Below are 16873 nucleotides of genomic sequence, written 5' to 3' on the forward strand. Positions count from 1 at the left end.
AATAAGATAGACCCTTCGATTGCGTTCCTGATGAGTTTTGGCACATGGCAGGTGGAACATGAAGACTTTGCGTTTAACTTGAGTGAAGAACAGCAGAAGCGCCTTAACACATTTAATGGAATATAACGTAAAAAGGTAAGCACTTTTACTGATTCGCTTATTGAAGCAGATAAACCAATCAGTTAAAGTAGTCCCGCCACTGGCAAAATTCAGTGGTCAAGGATTATCACCCTTGCTAAGAGTAACCCACTGGTAGGAATTTTCTGCCAGTGTGCCTGCATTCGCCCATTCAATGGTGGTTCAGGCAGGGGAGGCTTCGGCCTCGCCGGATGGTTACTCCCGGTTGTGATAACCCTGTCTGAATCGCCACCATCAATGTTCAATTAATGGAAGGGGTAGCAGGAATGAATAACGTTAAAAATGATTGGCATCAAGCTGATATTATCGCAGCATTGCGCAAGCGTGGTACAACCTTAGCGGCTGTTTCTCGTGAAGTGGGACTCAGTTCATCTACACTGGCAAACACTCTTAGTCGTCCGTGGCCTAAAGGCGAATGGATTATTGCCAACTATCTTGAAATACATCCTTCGGAAATCTGGCCTAGTCGGTACTTTGATCTGTGTGGTCAGCTGATTGAGCGTAAGATTCGCAATAAACTACAGGAATAGCCGACTTCAATTTGTGAGCTGTAATAATTTGTGAAAATAATAAGTCTTAACACGAAGCCCTGAGAGTAAAATGGCTCCTAATTTGGTTATGCTTAAACCTCACGGCTTTTATCATAAAGTTGCTTAATATCAAAAAATAGCGTAAGTGCTTTCTCTAGCTATTGATCAAATATAGCTAATGAGTAATTATGATGTTGACTGCTACGTGTCAGGTTGGAGACAATAAATTATCAGTTCCAAATTAACAGAACATATACAGATAAAGTTTCTATGTAAAAAAAGCGACAATTAATTATCATAAAATGGAGATAACATGGAGAAAGTATTTGTTTGTTTGGCTAACTCAAGAAAAGTATCTGGGCGTTGTATTGCAGGAAAAGTGCTAATAAATGGTATATATAGTGACTGGATTAGACCTATCAGTGAGAGAGCAAGCCACGAAATTTCTGAAGATGATAGGCGTTATGAGGATGGTAGTACTGCACAAGTTTTTGACATCATTGAAGTAACGTTTAAAGGAAAATCTCGTCATCCTGTACAACAAGAAAATTATATAATTGATGACAGGTATTATTGGTCAAATGCAGGCCAATATGCTGGCTCACTTGATTCTTTATTAGATACACCTGAATCACTTTGGCAAGTTGGATCTTCAAGCTACAACGGTAAAAATGATCGTATCCCTACAGATTTAGTAACTGCCCCAGGAGCCTCTCTTTATTTTATTCGTCCCGAAGACTTAGAGATAGTTGTTCGTGTCGAAGGCGCTGAATTTGGGAATGGAAAAAAGAAAGTAAGGGCAAGCTTTTCATACAAGAACGTCAATTATCTAATCTCTGTTACAGATCCAGAGATTGAGAGCACCTATTTGGCTCAAGGTGAGGGACAATATAGACTTACTGGACAGTATTATATGACTGTTAGTCTGGCAGATGCGTGGGAAGGATACTATTATAAGCTTGCTGCTGGAATATTCGGGGTGAAATAATGAAAATTTACTCTATAGGCTTTACACAGAAGACCGCTGAAAAATTTTTTGATCTTATTCGAAATGAAGAAATAAAAAGATTAGTTGATGTGCGACTTAACAACGTATCTCAATTATCAGGTTTTGCAAAAAAAAATGATTTGATATTCTTCCTTCGTGAGTTATGTAATATAGATTATGTCCACCTTCCAGACTTGGCACCAGAAAAGAGTATTCTCGATCCATATAAAAAGGGAAAAATATCATGGGAAGAGTATCAGGATCATTTTATGAATCTCATGGCAAAAAGGAGAATTGAAAGGATTGATAAAGAAATTATAGAGAATGGATGCCTACTATGTAGTGAAAATAAACCGCATCATTGCCATAGAAGGCTAGTTATTGAGTATTTGAATAACAGCTGGAATACTAAATTTGAAATAAAACATCTATACTGAGCATATGAATTTATTAATTTTATACCCAAGTTTATTTTTATGTTATAGCAAATTCGAAAGAAAGATTGCTAATATCCTAGCTAAAAAGAAACCTGATATCATTACTATCATTTTAGATCCGCATGATTTTATAGAAGAATATCTAAAAAATAATACTTATAATGTTGCGAAAGTAAATCTTACTGAGCTGGAGTTTGATGATATTACTCATGCCATTATATTTGATGATGGTGAAGAGTTTGTAGAGGAAGTAGCAGAGTTAAAGAGAAGAGGAGTAGTTGTTAGAAGAATCAAGATAAAGATCACAAGGGTTATAAATATTAAAAAAAATACAGAATATAAGGGAATTACTGCAACCAACGCATATGAATATATTGGGAGAGGCTCCTATTGGGGAAATCCTTACTCAATGTTTGAAAATGCTGATGGTAGAGAAGAGGTTATAAGAAAGTTCAAGTACGATTTTGATTTTGAAAAGTTTCCAAATAAAGACAAGTCTGAAGTATATAAGTTGGCTGGAAAAAGGCTTGGATGTTTTTGCAAACCTGAAGCTTGTCATGGAGATGTATTAGCTGATTTTCTAAATTCATGGGATGATGGCGAGTAGCTTGGCTAGTTTCCACATAATATTCACTTTATCTAATTCTATAGACACGCCTCATTTCATTCCTATGGGGTAATCTGTTATCCCACATCATTGTTTCTTTCGACTACAGTACTCTTTCCAAGATTACAATGCTTCGTCGTGTTTTGGTGCTAGTTCGATGAGTTGTGAGTTACTTGCAAGCAATGAAATTCGTCGATAGCACTCTAGCTAGGCCTACACTATTAACGTTTTCATCTTATACCGCGTTTATAGATTCGTTCAGAAAACCATGTATAAACATTTGTATAATCAAAAAAGAAATAGGCACTTTTCATTTTATGTAAAGTGCCTATTAAACAACATGTTACTAGACTAGGATTAGTTCATGCCGTATTTTTTCAGTTTCTTACGCAGAGTACCGCGGTTGATTCCCATCATCAGCGCTGCGCGGGTTTGGTTACCACGGGTGTATTGCATCACCATGTCCAACAGTGGTTGCTCTACTTCAGCCAGTACCAGCTCATACAGGTCATTGACGTCTTGACCATTCAGTTGAGCAAAATAGTTCTTCAGTGCTTGTTTAACTGAGTCACGCAGAGGTTTTTGAGTTACCTGATCTTGTGAATTTACAGTAGCAACGGTTAGTACGTCAGAATTTACGCGTTGTTCGAACATAGTTCTGTCAGCTCTTTTCTTTATTTACGCAAAAATTTTCGAAGTATGCTTCCAACACCTCCAGCTGTTCGCTGGCATCCTCAATGGCGTTGAATGAGCGCCGAAACTGGTCATCAGGAGCATGTTCCTTGAGATACCAAGATACATGCTTACGTGCAATACGAACTCCTTTGCCTTGACCGTAAAAGTCGTGCAGTTCTCGTACATGCTCGTTCATTAAACGCTGTACCTCGCCAAGGGGCATCGGTGACAGCAGTTCTCCTGTTTCCAGATAATGCTGGATTTCCCGAAAGATCCAGGGTCTTCCCTGAGCAGCGCGGCCTATCATCAGGGCATCAGCCCCGGTGTATTCAAGCACTGCTCTGGCTTTTAGCGGGTCAGTAATGTCGCCATTAGCAATAATTGGAATGGCAACAGTCTGCTTAACTGTCCGAATGTTGTCATACTCGGCTTCACCATTAAACAGACAAGAACGAGTCCTGCCATGAATGGTAAGCGCCTGAATACCACAACGTTCAGCCAATTGGGCAATTTTTACACAGTTACGTTCTTCCGGTGACCATCCTGTACGGATCTTCAATGTAACAGGTACATCAACCGCATTGACTACCGCAGAAAGGATTTTTTGAACCAGTTCTGGATAACGCAGTAATGCTGAGCCTGCCAATTTACGATTAACCTTCTTGGCTGGGCACCCCATATTGATATCGATGATCTGAGCACCATTGTCGACGTTGATTTTCGCCGCCGCTGCCATTTCATCGGGATCACTACCGGCAATCTGTACAGAACGCACTCCGGGTTCGTCGCGATGAACCATACGTAGCCGGGATTTATCCGTCTTCCAGACCTGAGGGTTGGAAGAAAGCATCTCTGAGACTGTCATACCTGCACCCATGGTGTAGCATAGTGATCGAAACGGGCGATCCGTTATGCCAGCCATAGGGGCTGCAATAAGACAGTTTTTCAACTGGTATTGTCCGATACGCATAGGCGAAGAAAGAGTGGCCAACTGTGACTAAGGGCGCGTATATTACGCATTTTTCACAAGATATGAAAGGCCAAACTTTGAGCGAAACGGTATTTTAACGGAATTTTTCCAGTTGATTTTTTCAAACTTTTCTATTTATCCTTTAATAACATTAAGTTACGTATTTTTGACGAAATTTATTGTTACCTATATTTCTCATGACAAATAGTATGTATTACCACCAATTTGTCCCCCAGAGGATCATTTTAGTGGATAATCCTGTTTTTCAATAGTAGTTTGTTGATTATTTTTTGACCCCGCTAATACGGCACCATTCTTCTTGTTCAGCGATTGGATCGATAATAAATTCATTGCTATAGGCTTCAGCGACACCTTCAGCCTGACTTGCCAGTACACCAGACAAGCCTAATAATCCACCAGATTTTGGTAATGAGCCGATAACAGGAGCCAGTTCACGCAGTGGGCCAGCCAGAATGTTGGCGATAGCAACATCACATTCTAAATTGTCAGGCTTATCTTTAGACAGATAGAGTGTCAGCAGCTCCGAAACGCCATTACGCTCTGCATTATCCCAGCTTGCCTGAATGGCCTGAGGATCGATATCAATACCGATAGCATGTTTGGCGCCTAGTTTCAGGGCTGCGATAGCCAGAATGCCGGATCCACAGCCGAAGTCGATGACGGTTTTACCTTGCAGGTCAAGGCCATCCAGCCATTGCAGGCAAAGAGAAGTGGTTGGGTGTGTTCCGGTTCCGAAGGCCAGTCCCGGATCCAGCATAACGTTAACAGCATTCGGTTCAGGCACTTCCCGCCAGCTTGGGCAGATCCACAGACGATTACCAAAACGCATTGGGTGGAAGTTGTCCATCCACTCGCGTTCCCAGTCTTTATCTTCCAGTTGTTCAATTTTGTGGAGAAAACCTTTACCCAGCTGGGGAATCTGCTCCAGTTGGCTAACAACAGCTTTCATATCGGTTTCTGCATCATACAAACCAATGACATCGGTATCTCCCCATAAGCGGGTTTCTCCCGGCAGAGGTTCAAAAATTGGCGTATCGTGGCTGTCCTGAAAGGTCACGGACACTGCGCCGCTTTCCATTAGTTCATCACCAAGTGACTCAGCTTGTTGTCCAGTTGTGTTTAATCTCAGTTGTATCCAAGGCATAAAAATTCTCTTTTAAACGCAATATGTATGAAAAATGATTAAAAATCAGGCTAAAAAAATATCGCCGTTACTGTGATGCGGCGGTTTGTTGTATTTGTTTACTCCCAAACAGATTTCCGATTCCGAATGCCAGTAAGCTCAGCAGCAATGATGGCACAATGGGATGGAATCCAAGGAGGTTAATGCTAAAGCTGGCTAATAGGGTATAACTTATTGCACCTGTCAGCATGGAGGTTAGCGCGCCATGTGCATTGGCTTTCTCCCAGTACAGGCCCAATACCAGTGGCCAGAGGAACACCGCCTGTAATCCGCCGAAGGCCAGCAGATTCAGCCAGATCAGCATTTCAGGTGGTTGCCATGCCGCCAGTAACAGCAGGATTCCAAGAATCAGCGTAGAAAAACTGGAGATACGGGCGAGTTTTTTCTCCTGTTTGATCTGCTGCGGGAACAAATTCAAATAGAGATCTTTAACGATAGTTGCTGAAGATTGCAGCAGTTGGGCGTTAATTGTTGACATAATGGCTGCCATCGGCGCGGCCAGAAAGATCCCGGCAGCGATAGGCGGCAGGACGGTGATCATCAGGGTTGGGATCACTTGATCGGGAATTGTCAGATCAGGGATGATCGCACGGCCCAGTGCTCCGGCAAGGTGCATCCCAAACATCAGGATAGCCATGACGATAGTGCCGATGATAATACCACGATGGACAGCTTTACTGTCGCGGTAAGAAATACAACGCACAGCGGTATGTGGCAGCCCGATAACGCCAAAGCAGACCAGTACCCAGAAGGAGGCCATAAAAGGGCCGCTAAGAATATTGTCAGCACCGTGGGGAGAGACGAGGTTAGGATCGATAGTACGCAGTGTCGAGACCGCTTCTGACAGTCCGCCAGCTTTATAGATCGTGCCAACAAGCAGCAGTATCGTTCCTAACAGCATAACCAGCCCTTGCAGGGCATCATTAAGTACACTGGCTCTAAAGCCGCCAAATGCTGTGTAGAGAGCGATGGAGAGGCCAAAAATCAGCAGACCGGTACCGTAAGGAATACCGGCTGCGGCTTCCAGCAGGCGGGCACCACCAATGAACTGCACCGTCATGGCACCGACAAAGGCGACCAACAGGCTCACGCTGGCAAACCAGACCAGAATACGGCTCTGATAGCGCGCATATAGCATGTCATTGAGTGTCACGGCATTATAACGGCGGGCGAGAATCGCAAATTTCTTCCCCAGTACGCCAAGGGAGAGCCAGATTGCCGGCAGTTGGATCAGGGATAACAGCACCCAGCCGATACCATATTTGTAGGCTGCACCGGGACCACCAATGAACGAGCTGGCACTGATGTATGTTGCTGTAATGGTCATCGCCAGGACAAAACCACCCATTGAGCGGCTGCCAAGAAAATATTCATTCAGGAATTCACCCGTCTGGCGGCGGCGATAGGCATAGAATGAGAGCAGAAAAACCAGTGCCAGATATCCTACCAGAGGCAGAATAACTTCATTTTGCATCTTCATCCTCCAGAGGAACTTCTTTGAAGATAAATGTCACCATCATCCAGCACAGGATGATGAAAAGTGCAGGTAATGCTAAACAAGCCAGTTCGAACCAATGTGGCAATCCGGTTAATCCGATCGTATCACTGGGTAGATAGGCGCTCAGTAGCCAACCCACAAGATAAGCTAACGTCAGGAATACGGCCCAACGCGCTTCTTTATGAGATTGAACAAATCTTTTGTCCATTGATTCTCCGGGAAAGCAGAAAAATAAAGGAAGGAATTGTACGGTAACAGCCGGATTTATTCAGAAGAAAATGTGCGACAAAAACTATGTCATAAAAAATCCCATCTTGAAAAGATGGGATTTTATGCAGAATGGCGATGTCAGAAAAAAGCCTTACTTATCATGTAAGCCCAGTTTCTTCTCCAGATAGTGAATATTGGTTCCGCCTTTCTGGAAGTTTTCATCATTCATGATGGACATCTGCAAATCGATATTGGTTTTGATACCATCAATGATCAGTTCTGCCAGCGCGTTCTTCATACGTGCAATTGCCACTTCACGGGTTTCTCCATAAGTGATCAGTTTGCCGATCATGGAGTCATAATATGGCGGTACGGTATATCCTGCATAAATGTGGGATTCCCAGCGCACGCCGAACCCACCCGGAGAGTGGAAATGGGTGATTTTGCCCGGGCTTGGCAAGAATGTTTTTGCATCTTCGGCATTAATACGGCATTCGATAGCATGGCCTTTGATGACAATATCTTCCTGCCTGATGGACAGTGGCATACCGGAAGCGATGCGTAGCTGTTCCTTGATCAGATCAACGCCAGTGATCATTTCGGTAACAGGGTGTTCAACCTGAATACGGGTGTTCATCTCAATGAAATAGAATTCACCGTTCTCATACAGGAATTCAAACGTACCCGCTCCGCGATAGCCGATTTCCATACACGCGTTGGCACAGCGTTCACCGATGCTGCGGCGTAGTTCAGCTGAGATACCCGGTGCAGGAGCTTCTTCCACAACTTTCTGGTGACGACGCTGCATGGAGCAGTCACGTTCAGCAAGATAAAGAGCATTGCCCTGACCATCAGCCAGTACCTGAATTTCAACGTGACGAGGGTTTTCAAGGAATTTTTCCATGTAAACCATGTCATTATTGAAAGCAGCTTTAGCTTCAGCACGAGTCATGGCAATAGACTGTTCCAGCTCTTTATCACTGCGGACAACGCGCATACCACGCCCGCCGCCGCCGCCGGAAGCCTTGATGATCACCGGATAACCGATGCGCTGTGCGATCGATTTGTTCTTCTCAGTATCATCACCCAAAGGGCCGTCAGAACCAGGAACGCAAGGTACACCGGCTTTTTTCATGGCGCTGATGGCAGAAACTTTATCACCCATCAGGCGGATAGTTTCTGCTCTCGGGCCGATAAAGGTGAAACCGGAACGCTCCACCTGTTCAGCAAAATCAGCGTTTTCAGACAGGAATCCATAACCCGGATGGATTGCCTGTGCACAGGTGATTTCAGCCGCAGAAATGATAGCCGGAATATTCAGGTAACTTTTTGCTGATGCGGCAGGGCCGATACAGACCGTTTCATCTGCCAGCAGGACGTGTTTCAGATCACGGTCTGCCGCAGAGTGCACAGCAACAGTTTTGATCCCGAGTTCCTTACAGGCTCTCAGGATACGCAGTGCGATTTCACCGCGGTTAGCTATGACTATTTTCTCAAGCATGGGTTTTTCCCGCGTGATGCGCTTATTCGATGATGACCAGTGGCTCGTCAAATTCAACAGGCTGACCGTCTTGTGCCAGAATGGCCTTCACGACGCCGGTTTTGTCAGCTTCGATCTGGTTCATCATTTTCATGGCTTCAACGATGCACAGGGTATCGCCCTGATTAACATGCTGACCGATTTCGATAAAAGGTTTCGCATCCGGGCTTGGAGAACGGTAGAACGTACCAACCATTGGGGAACGAACGGTGTGACCGCTGATCTCTGCTGCGGCTGGTGCTGCCGGAGCAGCCGGTGCCGGTGCTGCAACGGGAGCAGGCTGTTGAACAGGCGCAGAGATATACTGCTGAGTGATCGGCATGCCCTGAACGGCCGTAGTACGGCTGATGCGAACTGATTCTTCACCTTCAGAAATTTCCAGTTCAGAAATGCCAGATTCTTCAACCAGCTCGATCAATTTTTTTATCTTACGAATATCCATGAGTGTGATTCCGTACTCTATTTATGTAAATTAGTTATGCCCTTAGCCTTTCGAGTTGCCTCTTTGTTGGCTGCGCTCACTCACCCCGGTCACATAGTTAGCTATGCTCCCGGGGATTCATTCCCTTGCCGCCGCGATGCAACTCGAAATTCATTGGGTATTGGATTTTGACAAGCGGTTGACCGCTGCCTGTAATGCAAAACTATAGCCATCAGCACCCAAACCACAGATCACGCCAACGGCAATATCAGAAAGATATGAATGATGGCGGAATGGCTCGCGGGCATGCACATTAGAGAGGTGGATCTCAATAAATGGAATATCCACCGCCAGAAGTGCATCGCGTAACGCTACGCTGGTGTGCGTGAATGCCGCAGGGTTAATCAGAATAAAATCGGTATTCCCCCGCGCAGTATGAATTCTCTCAATCAGTTCAGATTCTGCATTGGATTGCAGATGGAATAATTCAATACCCGACTGGTGAGCTTCTTGTGACAGTTTGCTGACGATGTCATCAAGCGTTAACTTGCCGTAGGTCTCTGGCTCTCGCGTTCCCAATAGATTCAGGTTGGGACCGTTCAAGAGTAAAATGCGAAACTTGTCTGCCATTGTGCGGGTATCTCCGGCAATCTGTCAACAATCGTTCAAGATAACTCGATGACAGCAGTTTGTCATCTTTTTCTATTATCAATATTTGTAAATTTGACGATAAAGCCCGACATTATAAACATATCGTAACATTTAGCAGCAAAATACTGGTCTTATCAGCTTTTCGGGCTTGATTTTATTAGACTTACGCTTATCGGCATAGTTTCAGCGGATCTTTACCACTGTTCTACCTGTTGACTGATTGTTTACCAACTGATTAGCGTGTTCGATCACCTGATCTAATGAAATTTCGTTTGCGGTCTGTTGATAAAAAGATTCCGGCAACAGCTTTTGTAACCGCTCCCAGATCTTTGGTCTATCGGCAGCCGAGACTATTGCTGACTCAACACCCTGTAAGCGGACATTACGCAGGATAAATGGCATGACAGTGGTAGGCAGATTGATGTCGCTTGCCATCCCGCAGGCAGCTACAGTGCCGTTGTGAGATACCTGAGCCAGCAATTTGGCCAGAATTGTACCACCGACAGTATCAATAACACCTGACCATCGCTGTTTTTCCAGCGGGCGAGCGGGTTGGCTGAAGTCTGAAACCGGCAGAATTTCTTTTGCTCCCAGAGAACGTAAATATTCCTGACTTTCGGGTTTACTGCTGATGGCGACAACAGAGTACCCTAACAGAGAGAGCAGGGTAATTGCTGTGCTTCCGACTCCGCCAGTGGCACCTGTGACTGCGATTTCGCCGCTTTCAGGGGTTATACCTCCCTGTTCCAGCGCCATAATACATAACATGGCGGTAAAACCGGCTGTGCCGATAATCATAGCCTGTCTGGTACTTAAACCTGCTGGCAATGGAGTCAGCCATTCACCTGAGACTCTGGCCTGTTCTGCCAGACCACCCCAACGATTTTCACCCACACCCCAGCCGGTTAATAAAACCTGCTGCCCGATATGAAAGCGGGGATCTTCTGAGTGACGAACAACGCCGGAGAAGTCGATCCCCGGTATCATCGGAAACTCGCGGATGATTTTCCCCTTGCCGGTGATAGCAAGTGCATCTTTATAATTGAGGGTTGACCAGTGAATATCGACGATGACATCACCGGGTGGAAGTTGGGTTGTGTCAATATCCTGAATAGAAGCTGATAATGTATCATGCTGTTCCAGCAGTAATGCTTTCATAGGTTCTCCCTCTGATGGATTTTGGGTATAACACCATCACGATTCTCATGATTTCATTTTTTGTGACATTCTCAATATAGATAAAATTAAAAATGCAGAAACGGGCAGTCTGCAATATTGTGATGAATAGTCGCAAAACAGTGATTGCTGATTTTTATTCGGGTATATGCTGAAAGTTAAATATGCCTGATAATGATTTCAATATTGATAATTCACTTATTAATAATGACTTTGTTTTTATATCTTATTGGTTCAGTAATCAACAGATTTATCCGCCGATTACAGGTGCATAAGTGTCGATGAAGAACAATTTTTCTTTTAAGTGCTGAAGATAAAGCGGGGAATTAATGAATCATCTTTGCCGGGTTTATTGGAGCGTGATATTGGCTAGAGATGGCAAAATAAATCAAAATATTTGAGAAAAAATTAATTTTTGTTGAACTTGCTGAAATCATTATAGGTCAACATAGAAAAAGTGAATCAGTAACATCGCGGGATGCACTATATACACTATAATGTTGGTTTTTAGGGCATTTGGACATTTTAGGGTTCAGTGACGGGGTTATTGGTGGAATTAACCCATTTTTATGCAGTTTTTTTCTGCTCTGTCAGAAAAAAGTAACGTAGAATATCGTGTTTCTGATGTGAATAACGTAGCCACTTTCATTGAAGTAGTAAAAGTAGTTAATGATGCGCCTTGTCGCTGCTTCATGTGGTTGGTAGAGTAGACGGACAACATCCGTCCCCAGCTTGCAGGATTATCCTTTCGTTATGTTAAAGAAATTTCGTGGCATGTTTTCCAATGATTTGTCCATTGACTTGGGTACTGCCAATACCCTTATTTATGTTAAAGGTCAGGGAATTGTCTTGGATCAACCCTCTGTTGTTGCTATCCGACAAGACAGGGCCGGTTCACCAAAAAGCGTTGCAGCCGTGGGGCTGGAAGCAAAACAGATGTTGGGACGTACTCCGGGGAATATCGCAGCTATCCGACCAATGAAGGATGGTGTGATTGCTGATTTTTATGTCACGGAAAAAATGTTGCAGCATTTTATTAAACAGGTTCATAACAACAGTTTTATGCGTCCTAGCCCGCGCGTACTGGTTTGTGTACCAGTCGGGGCGACGCAGGTTGAGCGTCGGGCTATTCGTGAATCAGCCCAAAGTGCAGGAGCACGCGAAGTCTTTCTGATTGAAGAGCCAATGGCGGCGGCAATCGGTGCAGGTTTGCCCGTTTCAGAAGCAACGGGTTCAATGGTTGTTGATATCGGTGGTGGTACAACAGAAGTTGCAGTTATCTCCCTCAATGGCGTTGTCTATTCTTCTTCTGTCCGTATCGGCGGGGATCGCTTTGATGAAGCGGTTATCAATTATGTCCGCCGCAACTACGGTTCACTGATTGGTGAAGCGACAGCAGAACGCATTAAACATGAAATTGGTTCTGCGTACCCAACGGATGAAGTCCGCGAAATCGAAGTACGTGGCCGTAACCTTGCTGAAGGTGTACCACGTAGTTTCACACTGAATTCCAATGAAATTCTGGAAGCCCTGCAAGAGCCGCTGACCGGTATTGTCAGTGCCGTTATGGTAGCACTGGAACAGTGCCCTCCAGAGCTGGCTTCTGATATTTCAGAACGTGGCATGGTGCTGACCGGTGGTGGCGCATTGTTACGCAATCTTGATCGCTTGCTGATGGAAGAAACAGGTATTCCCGTGATTGTGGCTGAAGATCCACTGACCTGTGTTGCCAGAGGTGGCGGTAAAGCGCTGGAAATGATCGACATGCACGGTGGCGATTTATTCAGCGAAGACTGAAAGTAACTCTGCGAGCTGGGAGGCGTGTTTATCGGTGCCTCCTTGCTGTTTATCCAAAAGTGTATCGTTTATGACTCTTTTATTGTTTATGACACGAAACCGCTCAATAATGCGCAAATTATGAAGCCAATTTTCAGCAGAGGGCCCTCCCTACAATTACGACTCTTTTTTGCTGTTGCTATTGCCATTATTCTGGTTGTGGTAGACAGCAGGTTTGATTTTTTTCATAAAGTCCGTAGCTATATGGATACGGCAGTGAGTCCTTTTTATTTTCTTGCCAATGGTCCCCGCCAGTTTTTAGATGGTATTTCTGATTCTCTAACTGCCCGCAAACAACTTGAACTGGAAAATTACTCCTTGCGCAATGAATTGCGGTTGAAGGACAGCAAATTATTACTTCTGGGCCAATTAAAACAGGAGAATATCCGGTTACGTTCCTTACTGGGTTCACCTTTGCGTCATGATGAACACATGATGGCTACTCAGGTAATTGCCCGTGGTCTGGATCCTTATCGCGATCAAATTGTTATTGATAAAGGCGCAAAAGATGGTGTTTATGAAGGGCAGCCGGTTGTTAGTGATCGCGGTGTTGTCGGGCAGGTTGTTTCAGTAAGCCAGCTAAGTAGCCGGGTGTTACTGATTTGCGATCCGATTCACGCCCTGCCGGTTCAGGTATTACGCAATGATATCCGGGTGATCGCTGGTGGTACAGGCTGTGCCGATGATCTACACCTTGAACCATTACCGAGTGACACGGATATCCGGGTCGGTGATGAACTGGTGACTTCTGGTCTGGGTGGGAGATTCCCTGAAGGTTATCCTGTGGCAGTGGTCTCTTCTGTCAAGATAGACAATCAGCGGGCTCATACCGTTATTCACGCCCGTCCTTTGGCCGAATTACGCCGCCTGCGTTATCTGCTGTTGGTATGGGGGCCGGATAATAACCCATCTGAACCGTTGCCGCCTTCTGAAGTATATCGAGCCGCAAATGAGCGCATGAAGCAGTTTTTGCCATACGTATTGCCAAATCCGGCTGATGAAAAACTTCACTCTTTGCCAGAAGATTCAAGTGGAGAGGGTAGTAAAAAAGAGGATAACAGAAAGAAACCCGTGGCCGGACAGCCATCTTCAGTGGCCCCATCAGTTAATAAACCATTAGCTACGGAGAATAACCGATGAGTCAGTATCACGGACGTGGTCTCTGGGTTGTCTGGTTGTCTTTCTTGATAGCAATGGTTTTACAGAGTATGCCGTGGCCGGAACAAGTTGATGTATTCCGGCCAACGCTGCCAGTGTTATGCCTTATCTACTGGCTGCTTGCTATTCCTCATCGTATCAGTGTTGGTACCGGGTTTATTCTGGGTATCCTGATTGATTTATTGCAGGGCAGCATTCTTGGCGCGCATGCACTGGCTTTTAGTCTCGTGAGTTTTCTGGTTGCTTTTAAATTTCAGCTCATTCGCAATATGGCACTCTGGCAACAATCACTCATTGTGATGATACTCTCAACATTGATAAACCTCTGTGTTTTCCTGACTCACGCTCTGATCCTGCAGACTATTTTCCATTCTGAAGTATTCTGGAATGGCGTGGTCAATGGTATTCTCTGGCCCTGGCTATTCTTATTAATGCGGAAAATCCGCCGTCAATTTTCAGTTCGTTAAAGGCGGGTTCTACTTTTTAATGAACAGCTTTTATATAAATGAACCGCTTTTAAATGAACTGACAGAAAGGATGACTCACTATGAAAACTCTTTACTTGGCTTCTGGCTCACCACGGCGGCGTGAGCTGGTGGAACTGCTGGATTTTAATTTTCAGATCCTGACACCACAGGTTGAAGAGAAATGGCAGGAAGAAGAGTCTCCGCAGCAGTATGTCGAACGATTAGCCAGAGAAAAATCAAAAGCGGGTGTGGCAATTGCGCCGGATGATCTCCCCGTTCTGGGCGCTGATACAATTGTTGTGCTGAATAATCGTATTCTGGAAAAACCCCATAATGAGCAACATGCAGCGGAAATGTTACAGGCGCTGTCAGGACAACACCATCAGGTCATGACGGCTGTTGCTTTATCGAACAGTCAGCATACCTTAAGTGAGTTAGTGGTTACAGATGTGATATTTCGCCATTTATCCCAACGTGAAATACAGGAATATATTGCAACTGGAGAACCAATGGATAAAGCCGGCGCTTACGGCATTCAGGGTAAAGGCGGTTGTTTTGTCAGAAGTATTAATGGCAGTTACCATGCTGTTGTCGGCTTGCCACTGGTTGAAACGTATGAATTAATCACACGATTTTTGGCGTTAGCTGATGGGAAGGGTCACTTATGACAGCAGAGTTATTAGTCAATGTAACACCATCCGAAACGCGGGTTGCTTATATCGATGGCGGTATTTTGCAGGAAGTTCATATTGAACGGGAAGCTAAACGGGGAATAGTCGGTAATATTTATAAAGGCCGTATAAGCCGGGTTTTACCCGGTATGCAGGCGGCTTTTGTTGATATCGGGCTGGAGAAAGCTGCCTTTTTGCATGCTTCAGATATTGTGCCTCATACGGAATGTATCGCAGGCGAGGAGCGGAAAAACTTTAATGTCAGGGATATTGCTGAGCTGGTCAGTCAGGGGCAGGATCTGCTCGTTCAGGTCGTCAAAGATCCCCTCGGCACCAAAGGAGCACGCCTGACAACCGATATCACCCTGCCTTCACGCTATCTGGTTTTTATGCCGGGGGCCTCCCATGTTGGTGTTTCCCAGCGAATTGAAAGCGGAGAAGAGCGCGATAGGCTGAAATCCATCGTGATGGATTATTGCGATGAACATGGCGGGTTTATTATCCGCACTGCCGCAGAAGGGGTAAGAAAAGAGGAGATTGAGCAGGATGCTGCATTTTTGAAGCGCCTGTGGAGTAAGGTCATTGAGCGTAAAAAACGGAATATCACGAAAACGAAAGTTTATGGTGAGCTGGCATTAGCGCAGCGTATTTTACGTGATTTTGCCGAAGATTCTCTTGATCGCATCCGGGTTGACTCCCGCCAGACCTACCTGCAAGTGCAGGAGTTTATTGATGAGTATATCCCTGAAATGAATGCCAAGCTGGAACATTATCAGGGAAATCAGCCGATATTCGATCTCTGTGGCGTGGAAACGGAAATTCAGCGCGCACTGGAGCGCAAAGTAGAATTAAAGTCGGGTGGCTATCTGATTATCGATCAAACCGAAGCCATGACGACCATTGATATTAATACCGGTGCTTTTGTTGGGCATAGGAACCTGGAAGAGACTATCTTTAATACTAATATTGAAGCGACTCAGGCGATTGCCCGTCAGTTGAGGCTACGCAATCTGGGCGGGATCATTATTATTGATTTTATCGATATGGCTGACGGAGAACACCGTCGTCGGGTTCTCGCTTCTTTGGAACAGGCTCTAAGTAAAGACCGCGTGAAAACGACCATCAATGGCTTTTCTCAGCTTGGTCTGGTGGAAATGACACGCAAACGCACGCGGGAAAGCCTTGAGCACATTTTATGTGATAATTGCCCGACTTGTCAGGGGCGCGGCACCGTAAAATCTGTTGAAACGGTATGCTATGAAATTTTACGGGAAATTGTACGTGTTCATCGCGCCATTAATGCAGATCGTTTTCTGGTCTATTCTTCCCATGCTGTGAGTGAAGCCCTTAAAGGAGAACACTCTCACGCTCTGGCTGAAGTAGAAATCTTTGTTGGTAAATCCGTAAAAGTACAGGCTGAACAGCTGTACAGTCAGGAACAATTTGATGTTGTTATGATGTAACCTTAAATTTTTTGAGTAAATAACATACTCTATGGATTTCAAGTTGCATCGCGGCGGCAAGGGAGAGACAAATTCGTCGGGAACGAATTTGCCCAGCCAAAGGCTAGCCTCCGGTGAGAGGCAGGAGCCTCTCAGTCATCCCCTGAGCATAGATAACTATGCGACTGGGGTGAACGAGCGTAGCCAACAAAGAGGCAGCTTGAAAGACGAAGAGTATAACGTGCTGACAAACA

At 44.9% G+C, this 16873-nt stretch carries 19 protein-coding genes; 10 read left to right on the plus strand and 9 right to left on the minus strand.

Annotated elements, in window-relative coordinates; genetic code table 11:
* Positions 1–404 precede the first annotated feature (404 nt).
* The 4 genes from AACS90_RS06995 to AACS90_RS07010 all read left to right on the plus strand — a co-directional run bounded on the left by AACS90_RS06995 (position 405) and on the right by AACS90_RS07010 (position 2700).
* Positions 405–668: a helix-turn-helix domain-containing protein gene (locus AACS90_RS06995; protein ID WP_099122271.1), complete on the plus strand. Its 264-nt coding sequence runs from the start codon at positions 405–407 to the stop codon at positions 666–668.
* A 313-nt stretch (positions 669–981) separates the two neighbouring features.
* Positions 982–1656 (plus strand): dual OB domain-containing protein, encoded by a 675-nt coding sequence (locus AACS90_RS07000; protein WP_099122272.1) that lies wholly within the window; start codon positions 982–984, stop codon positions 1654–1656.
* The gene (locus AACS90_RS07005; protein ID WP_099122273.1) at positions 1656–2093 is read left to right on the plus strand and encodes a DUF488 domain-containing protein; all 438 of its coding nucleotides are present in this window, start codon (positions 1656–1658) and stop codon (positions 2091–2093) included. The genes AACS90_RS07000 and AACS90_RS07005 overlap by 1 nt, the downstream gene beginning before the upstream one ends.
* Positions 2094–2097: 4 nt before the next feature.
* On the plus strand, positions 2098–2700 hold the full coding sequence (locus AACS90_RS07010; protein WP_099122274.1) for a DUF4326 domain-containing protein: 603 nt from the start codon (positions 2098–2100) through the stop codon (positions 2698–2700).
* 357 nt (positions 2701–3057) lie between these two features.
* On the opposite strand, the gene fis is transcribed toward AACS90_RS07010, so the two are convergent.
* From fis to acuI, 9 genes are all read right to left on the minus strand, one after another.
* Positions 3058–3354, minus strand: coding sequence for a DNA-binding transcriptional regulator Fis (gene fis, locus AACS90_RS07015; protein ID WP_010847912.1), 297 nt, complete (start codon positions 3352–3354; stop codon positions 3058–3060).
* 7 nt (positions 3355–3361) lie between these two features.
* Positions 3362–4345 (minus strand): tRNA dihydrouridine synthase DusB, encoded by a 984-nt coding sequence (dusB, locus tag AACS90_RS07020; RefSeq protein WP_099122275.1) that lies wholly within the window; start codon positions 4343–4345, stop codon positions 3362–3364.
* 283 nt (positions 4346–4628) lie between these two features.
* On the minus strand, positions 4629–5510 hold the full coding sequence (gene prmA / locus AACS90_RS07025) for a 50S ribosomal protein L11 methyltransferase (protein WP_099122276.1): 882 nt from the start codon (positions 5508–5510) through the stop codon (positions 4629–4631).
* 67 nt (positions 5511–5577) lie between these two features.
* Positions 5578–7023, minus strand: coding sequence for a sodium/pantothenate symporter (gene panF, locus AACS90_RS07030; protein ID WP_099122277.1), 1446 nt, complete (start codon positions 7021–7023; stop codon positions 5578–5580).
* Positions 7013–7255 (minus strand): YhdT family protein, encoded by a 243-nt coding sequence (locus AACS90_RS07035; protein WP_099122278.1) that lies wholly within the window; start codon positions 7253–7255, stop codon positions 7013–7015. The genes panF and AACS90_RS07035 overlap by 11 nt, the downstream gene beginning before the upstream one ends.
* 153 nt (positions 7256–7408) lie before the next feature.
* On the minus strand, positions 7409–8758 hold the full coding sequence (accC, locus tag AACS90_RS07040; RefSeq protein WP_099122279.1) for an acetyl-CoA carboxylase biotin carboxylase subunit: 1350 nt from the start codon (positions 8756–8758) through the stop codon (positions 7409–7411).
* A gap of 22 nt (positions 8759–8780) precedes the next feature.
* Entirely contained in the window at positions 8781–9239 is a 459-nt protein-coding gene (gene accB / locus AACS90_RS07045; RefSeq protein WP_099122280.1) for an acetyl-CoA carboxylase biotin carboxyl carrier protein, read from the minus strand.
* Positions 9240–9389: 150 nt separating this feature from the next.
* Positions 9390–9848: a type II 3-dehydroquinate dehydratase gene (gene aroQ, locus AACS90_RS07050; RefSeq protein WP_099122281.1), complete on the minus strand. Its 459-nt coding sequence runs from the start codon at positions 9846–9848 to the stop codon at positions 9390–9392.
* Positions 9849–10052: 204 nt separating this feature from the next.
* Positions 10053–11027, minus strand: a complete 975-nt coding sequence (acuI, locus tag AACS90_RS07055) for an acrylyl-CoA reductase (NADPH) (RefSeq protein ID WP_099122282.1) — start codon at positions 11025–11027, stop codon at positions 10053–10055.
* A gap of 587 nt (positions 11028–11614) precedes the next feature.
* On the opposite strand from acuI, the gene AACS90_RS07060 reads away from it, so the two are divergent.
* From AACS90_RS07060 to rng, 6 genes are all read left to right on the plus strand, one after another.
* Complete coding sequence (locus AACS90_RS07060; RefSeq protein WP_169926627.1) at positions 11615–11755, plus strand: hypothetical protein; 141 nt, start codon at positions 11615–11617, stop codon at positions 11753–11755.
* Positions 11756–11798: 43 nt separating this feature from the next.
* On the plus strand, positions 11799–12842 hold the full coding sequence (gene mreB, locus AACS90_RS07065; RefSeq protein ID WP_086113213.1) for a rod shape-determining protein MreB: 1044 nt from the start codon (positions 11799–11801) through the stop codon (positions 12840–12842).
* Between the two features lie 120 nt (positions 12843–12962).
* Complete coding sequence (gene mreC / locus AACS90_RS07070) at positions 12963–14021, plus strand: rod shape-determining protein MreC (protein ID WP_099122358.1); 1059 nt, start codon at positions 12963–12965, stop codon at positions 14019–14021.
* Positions 14018–14506 (plus strand): rod shape-determining protein MreD, encoded by a 489-nt coding sequence (mreD, locus tag AACS90_RS07075; RefSeq protein ID WP_099122283.1) that lies wholly within the window; start codon positions 14018–14020, stop codon positions 14504–14506. The genes mreC and mreD overlap by 4 nt, the downstream gene beginning before the upstream one ends.
* 80 nt (positions 14507–14586) lie before the next feature.
* A complete protein-coding gene (locus AACS90_RS07080) occupies positions 14587–15174 on the plus strand; it encodes a Maf family protein (protein ID WP_099122284.1) in 588 nt (195 codons plus the stop codon).
* Complete coding sequence (gene rng, locus AACS90_RS07085) at positions 15171–16640, plus strand: ribonuclease G (RefSeq protein WP_099122285.1); 1470 nt, start codon at positions 15171–15173, stop codon at positions 16638–16640. Before AACS90_RS07080 ends, rng begins: the two co-directional genes overlap by 4 nt.
* The last annotated feature ends 233 nt before the right edge of the window (positions 16641–16873 follow it).

The organism is Xenorhabdus sp. KK7.4, from assembly GCF_963876465.1.
Taxonomy (GTDB): Bacteria; Pseudomonadota; Gammaproteobacteria; order Enterobacterales; family Enterobacteriaceae; genus Xenorhabdus; species Xenorhabdus stockiae.

What these genes read in the sequence shown, in the direction of transcription:
- AACS90_RS06995 (WP_099122271.1), top strand. Translation starts at nt 405, where the DNA reads ATGAATAACGTTAAAAATGATTGGCATCAAGCTGATATTATCGCAGCA.
- rng (WP_099122285.1), top strand. Translation starts at nt 15,171, where the DNA reads ATGACAGCAGAGTTATTAGTCAATGTAACACCATCCGAAACGCGGGTT.
- mreD (WP_099122283.1), top strand. Translation starts at nt 14,018, where the DNA reads ATGAGTCAGTATCACGGACGTGGTCTCTGGGTTGTCTGGTTGTCTTTC.
- AACS90_RS07010 (WP_099122274.1), top strand. Translation starts at nt 2,098, where the DNA reads ATGAATTTATTAATTTTATACCCAAGTTTATTTTTATGTTATAGCAAA.
- AACS90_RS07060 (WP_169926627.1), top strand. Translation starts at nt 11,615, where the DNA reads ATGCAGTTTTTTTCTGCTCTGTCAGAAAAAAGTAACGTAGAATATCGT.
- AACS90_RS07080 (WP_099122284.1), top strand. Translation starts at nt 14,587, where the DNA reads ATGAAAACTCTTTACTTGGCTTCTGGCTCACCACGGCGGCGTGAGCTG.
- acuI (WP_099122282.1), bottom strand. Translation starts at nt 11,027, where the DNA reads ATGAAAGCATTACTGCTGGAACAGCATGATACATTATCAGCTTCTATT.
- AACS90_RS07035 (WP_099122278.1), bottom strand. Translation starts at nt 7,255, where the DNA reads ATGGACAAAAGATTTGTTCAATCTCATAAAGAAGCGCGTTGGGCCGTA.
- dusB (WP_099122275.1), bottom strand. Translation starts at nt 4,345, where the DNA reads ATGCGTATCGGACAATACCAGTTGAAAAACTGTCTTATTGCAGCCCCT.
- AACS90_RS07000 (WP_099122272.1), top strand. Translation starts at nt 982, where the DNA reads ATGGAGAAAGTATTTGTTTGTTTGGCTAACTCAAGAAAAGTATCTGGG.
- prmA (WP_099122276.1), bottom strand. Translation starts at nt 5,510, where the DNA reads ATGCCTTGGATACAACTGAGATTAAACACAACTGGACAACAAGCTGAG.
- panF (WP_099122277.1), bottom strand. Translation starts at nt 7,023, where the DNA reads ATGCAAAATGAAGTTATTCTGCCTCTGGTAGGATATCTGGCACTGGTT.
- aroQ (WP_099122281.1), bottom strand. Translation starts at nt 9,848, where the DNA reads ATGGCAGACAAGTTTCGCATTTTACTCTTGAACGGTCCCAACCTGAAT.
- AACS90_RS07005 (WP_099122273.1), top strand. Translation starts at nt 1,656, where the DNA reads ATGAAAATTTACTCTATAGGCTTTACACAGAAGACCGCTGAAAAATTT.
- fis (WP_010847912.1), bottom strand. Translation starts at nt 3,354, where the DNA reads ATGTTCGAACAACGCGTAAATTCTGACGTACTAACCGTTGCTACTGTA.
- mreC (WP_099122358.1), top strand. Translation starts at nt 12,963, where the DNA reads ATGAAGCCAATTTTCAGCAGAGGGCCCTCCCTACAATTACGACTCTTT.
- accB (WP_099122280.1), bottom strand. Translation starts at nt 9,239, where the DNA reads ATGGATATTCGTAAGATAAAAAAATTGATCGAGCTGGTTGAAGAATCT.
- accC (WP_099122279.1), bottom strand. Translation starts at nt 8,758, where the DNA reads ATGCTTGAGAAAATAGTCATAGCTAACCGCGGTGAAATCGCACTGCGT.
- mreB (WP_086113213.1), top strand. Translation starts at nt 11,799, where the DNA reads ATGTTAAAGAAATTTCGTGGCATGTTTTCCAATGATTTGTCCATTGAC.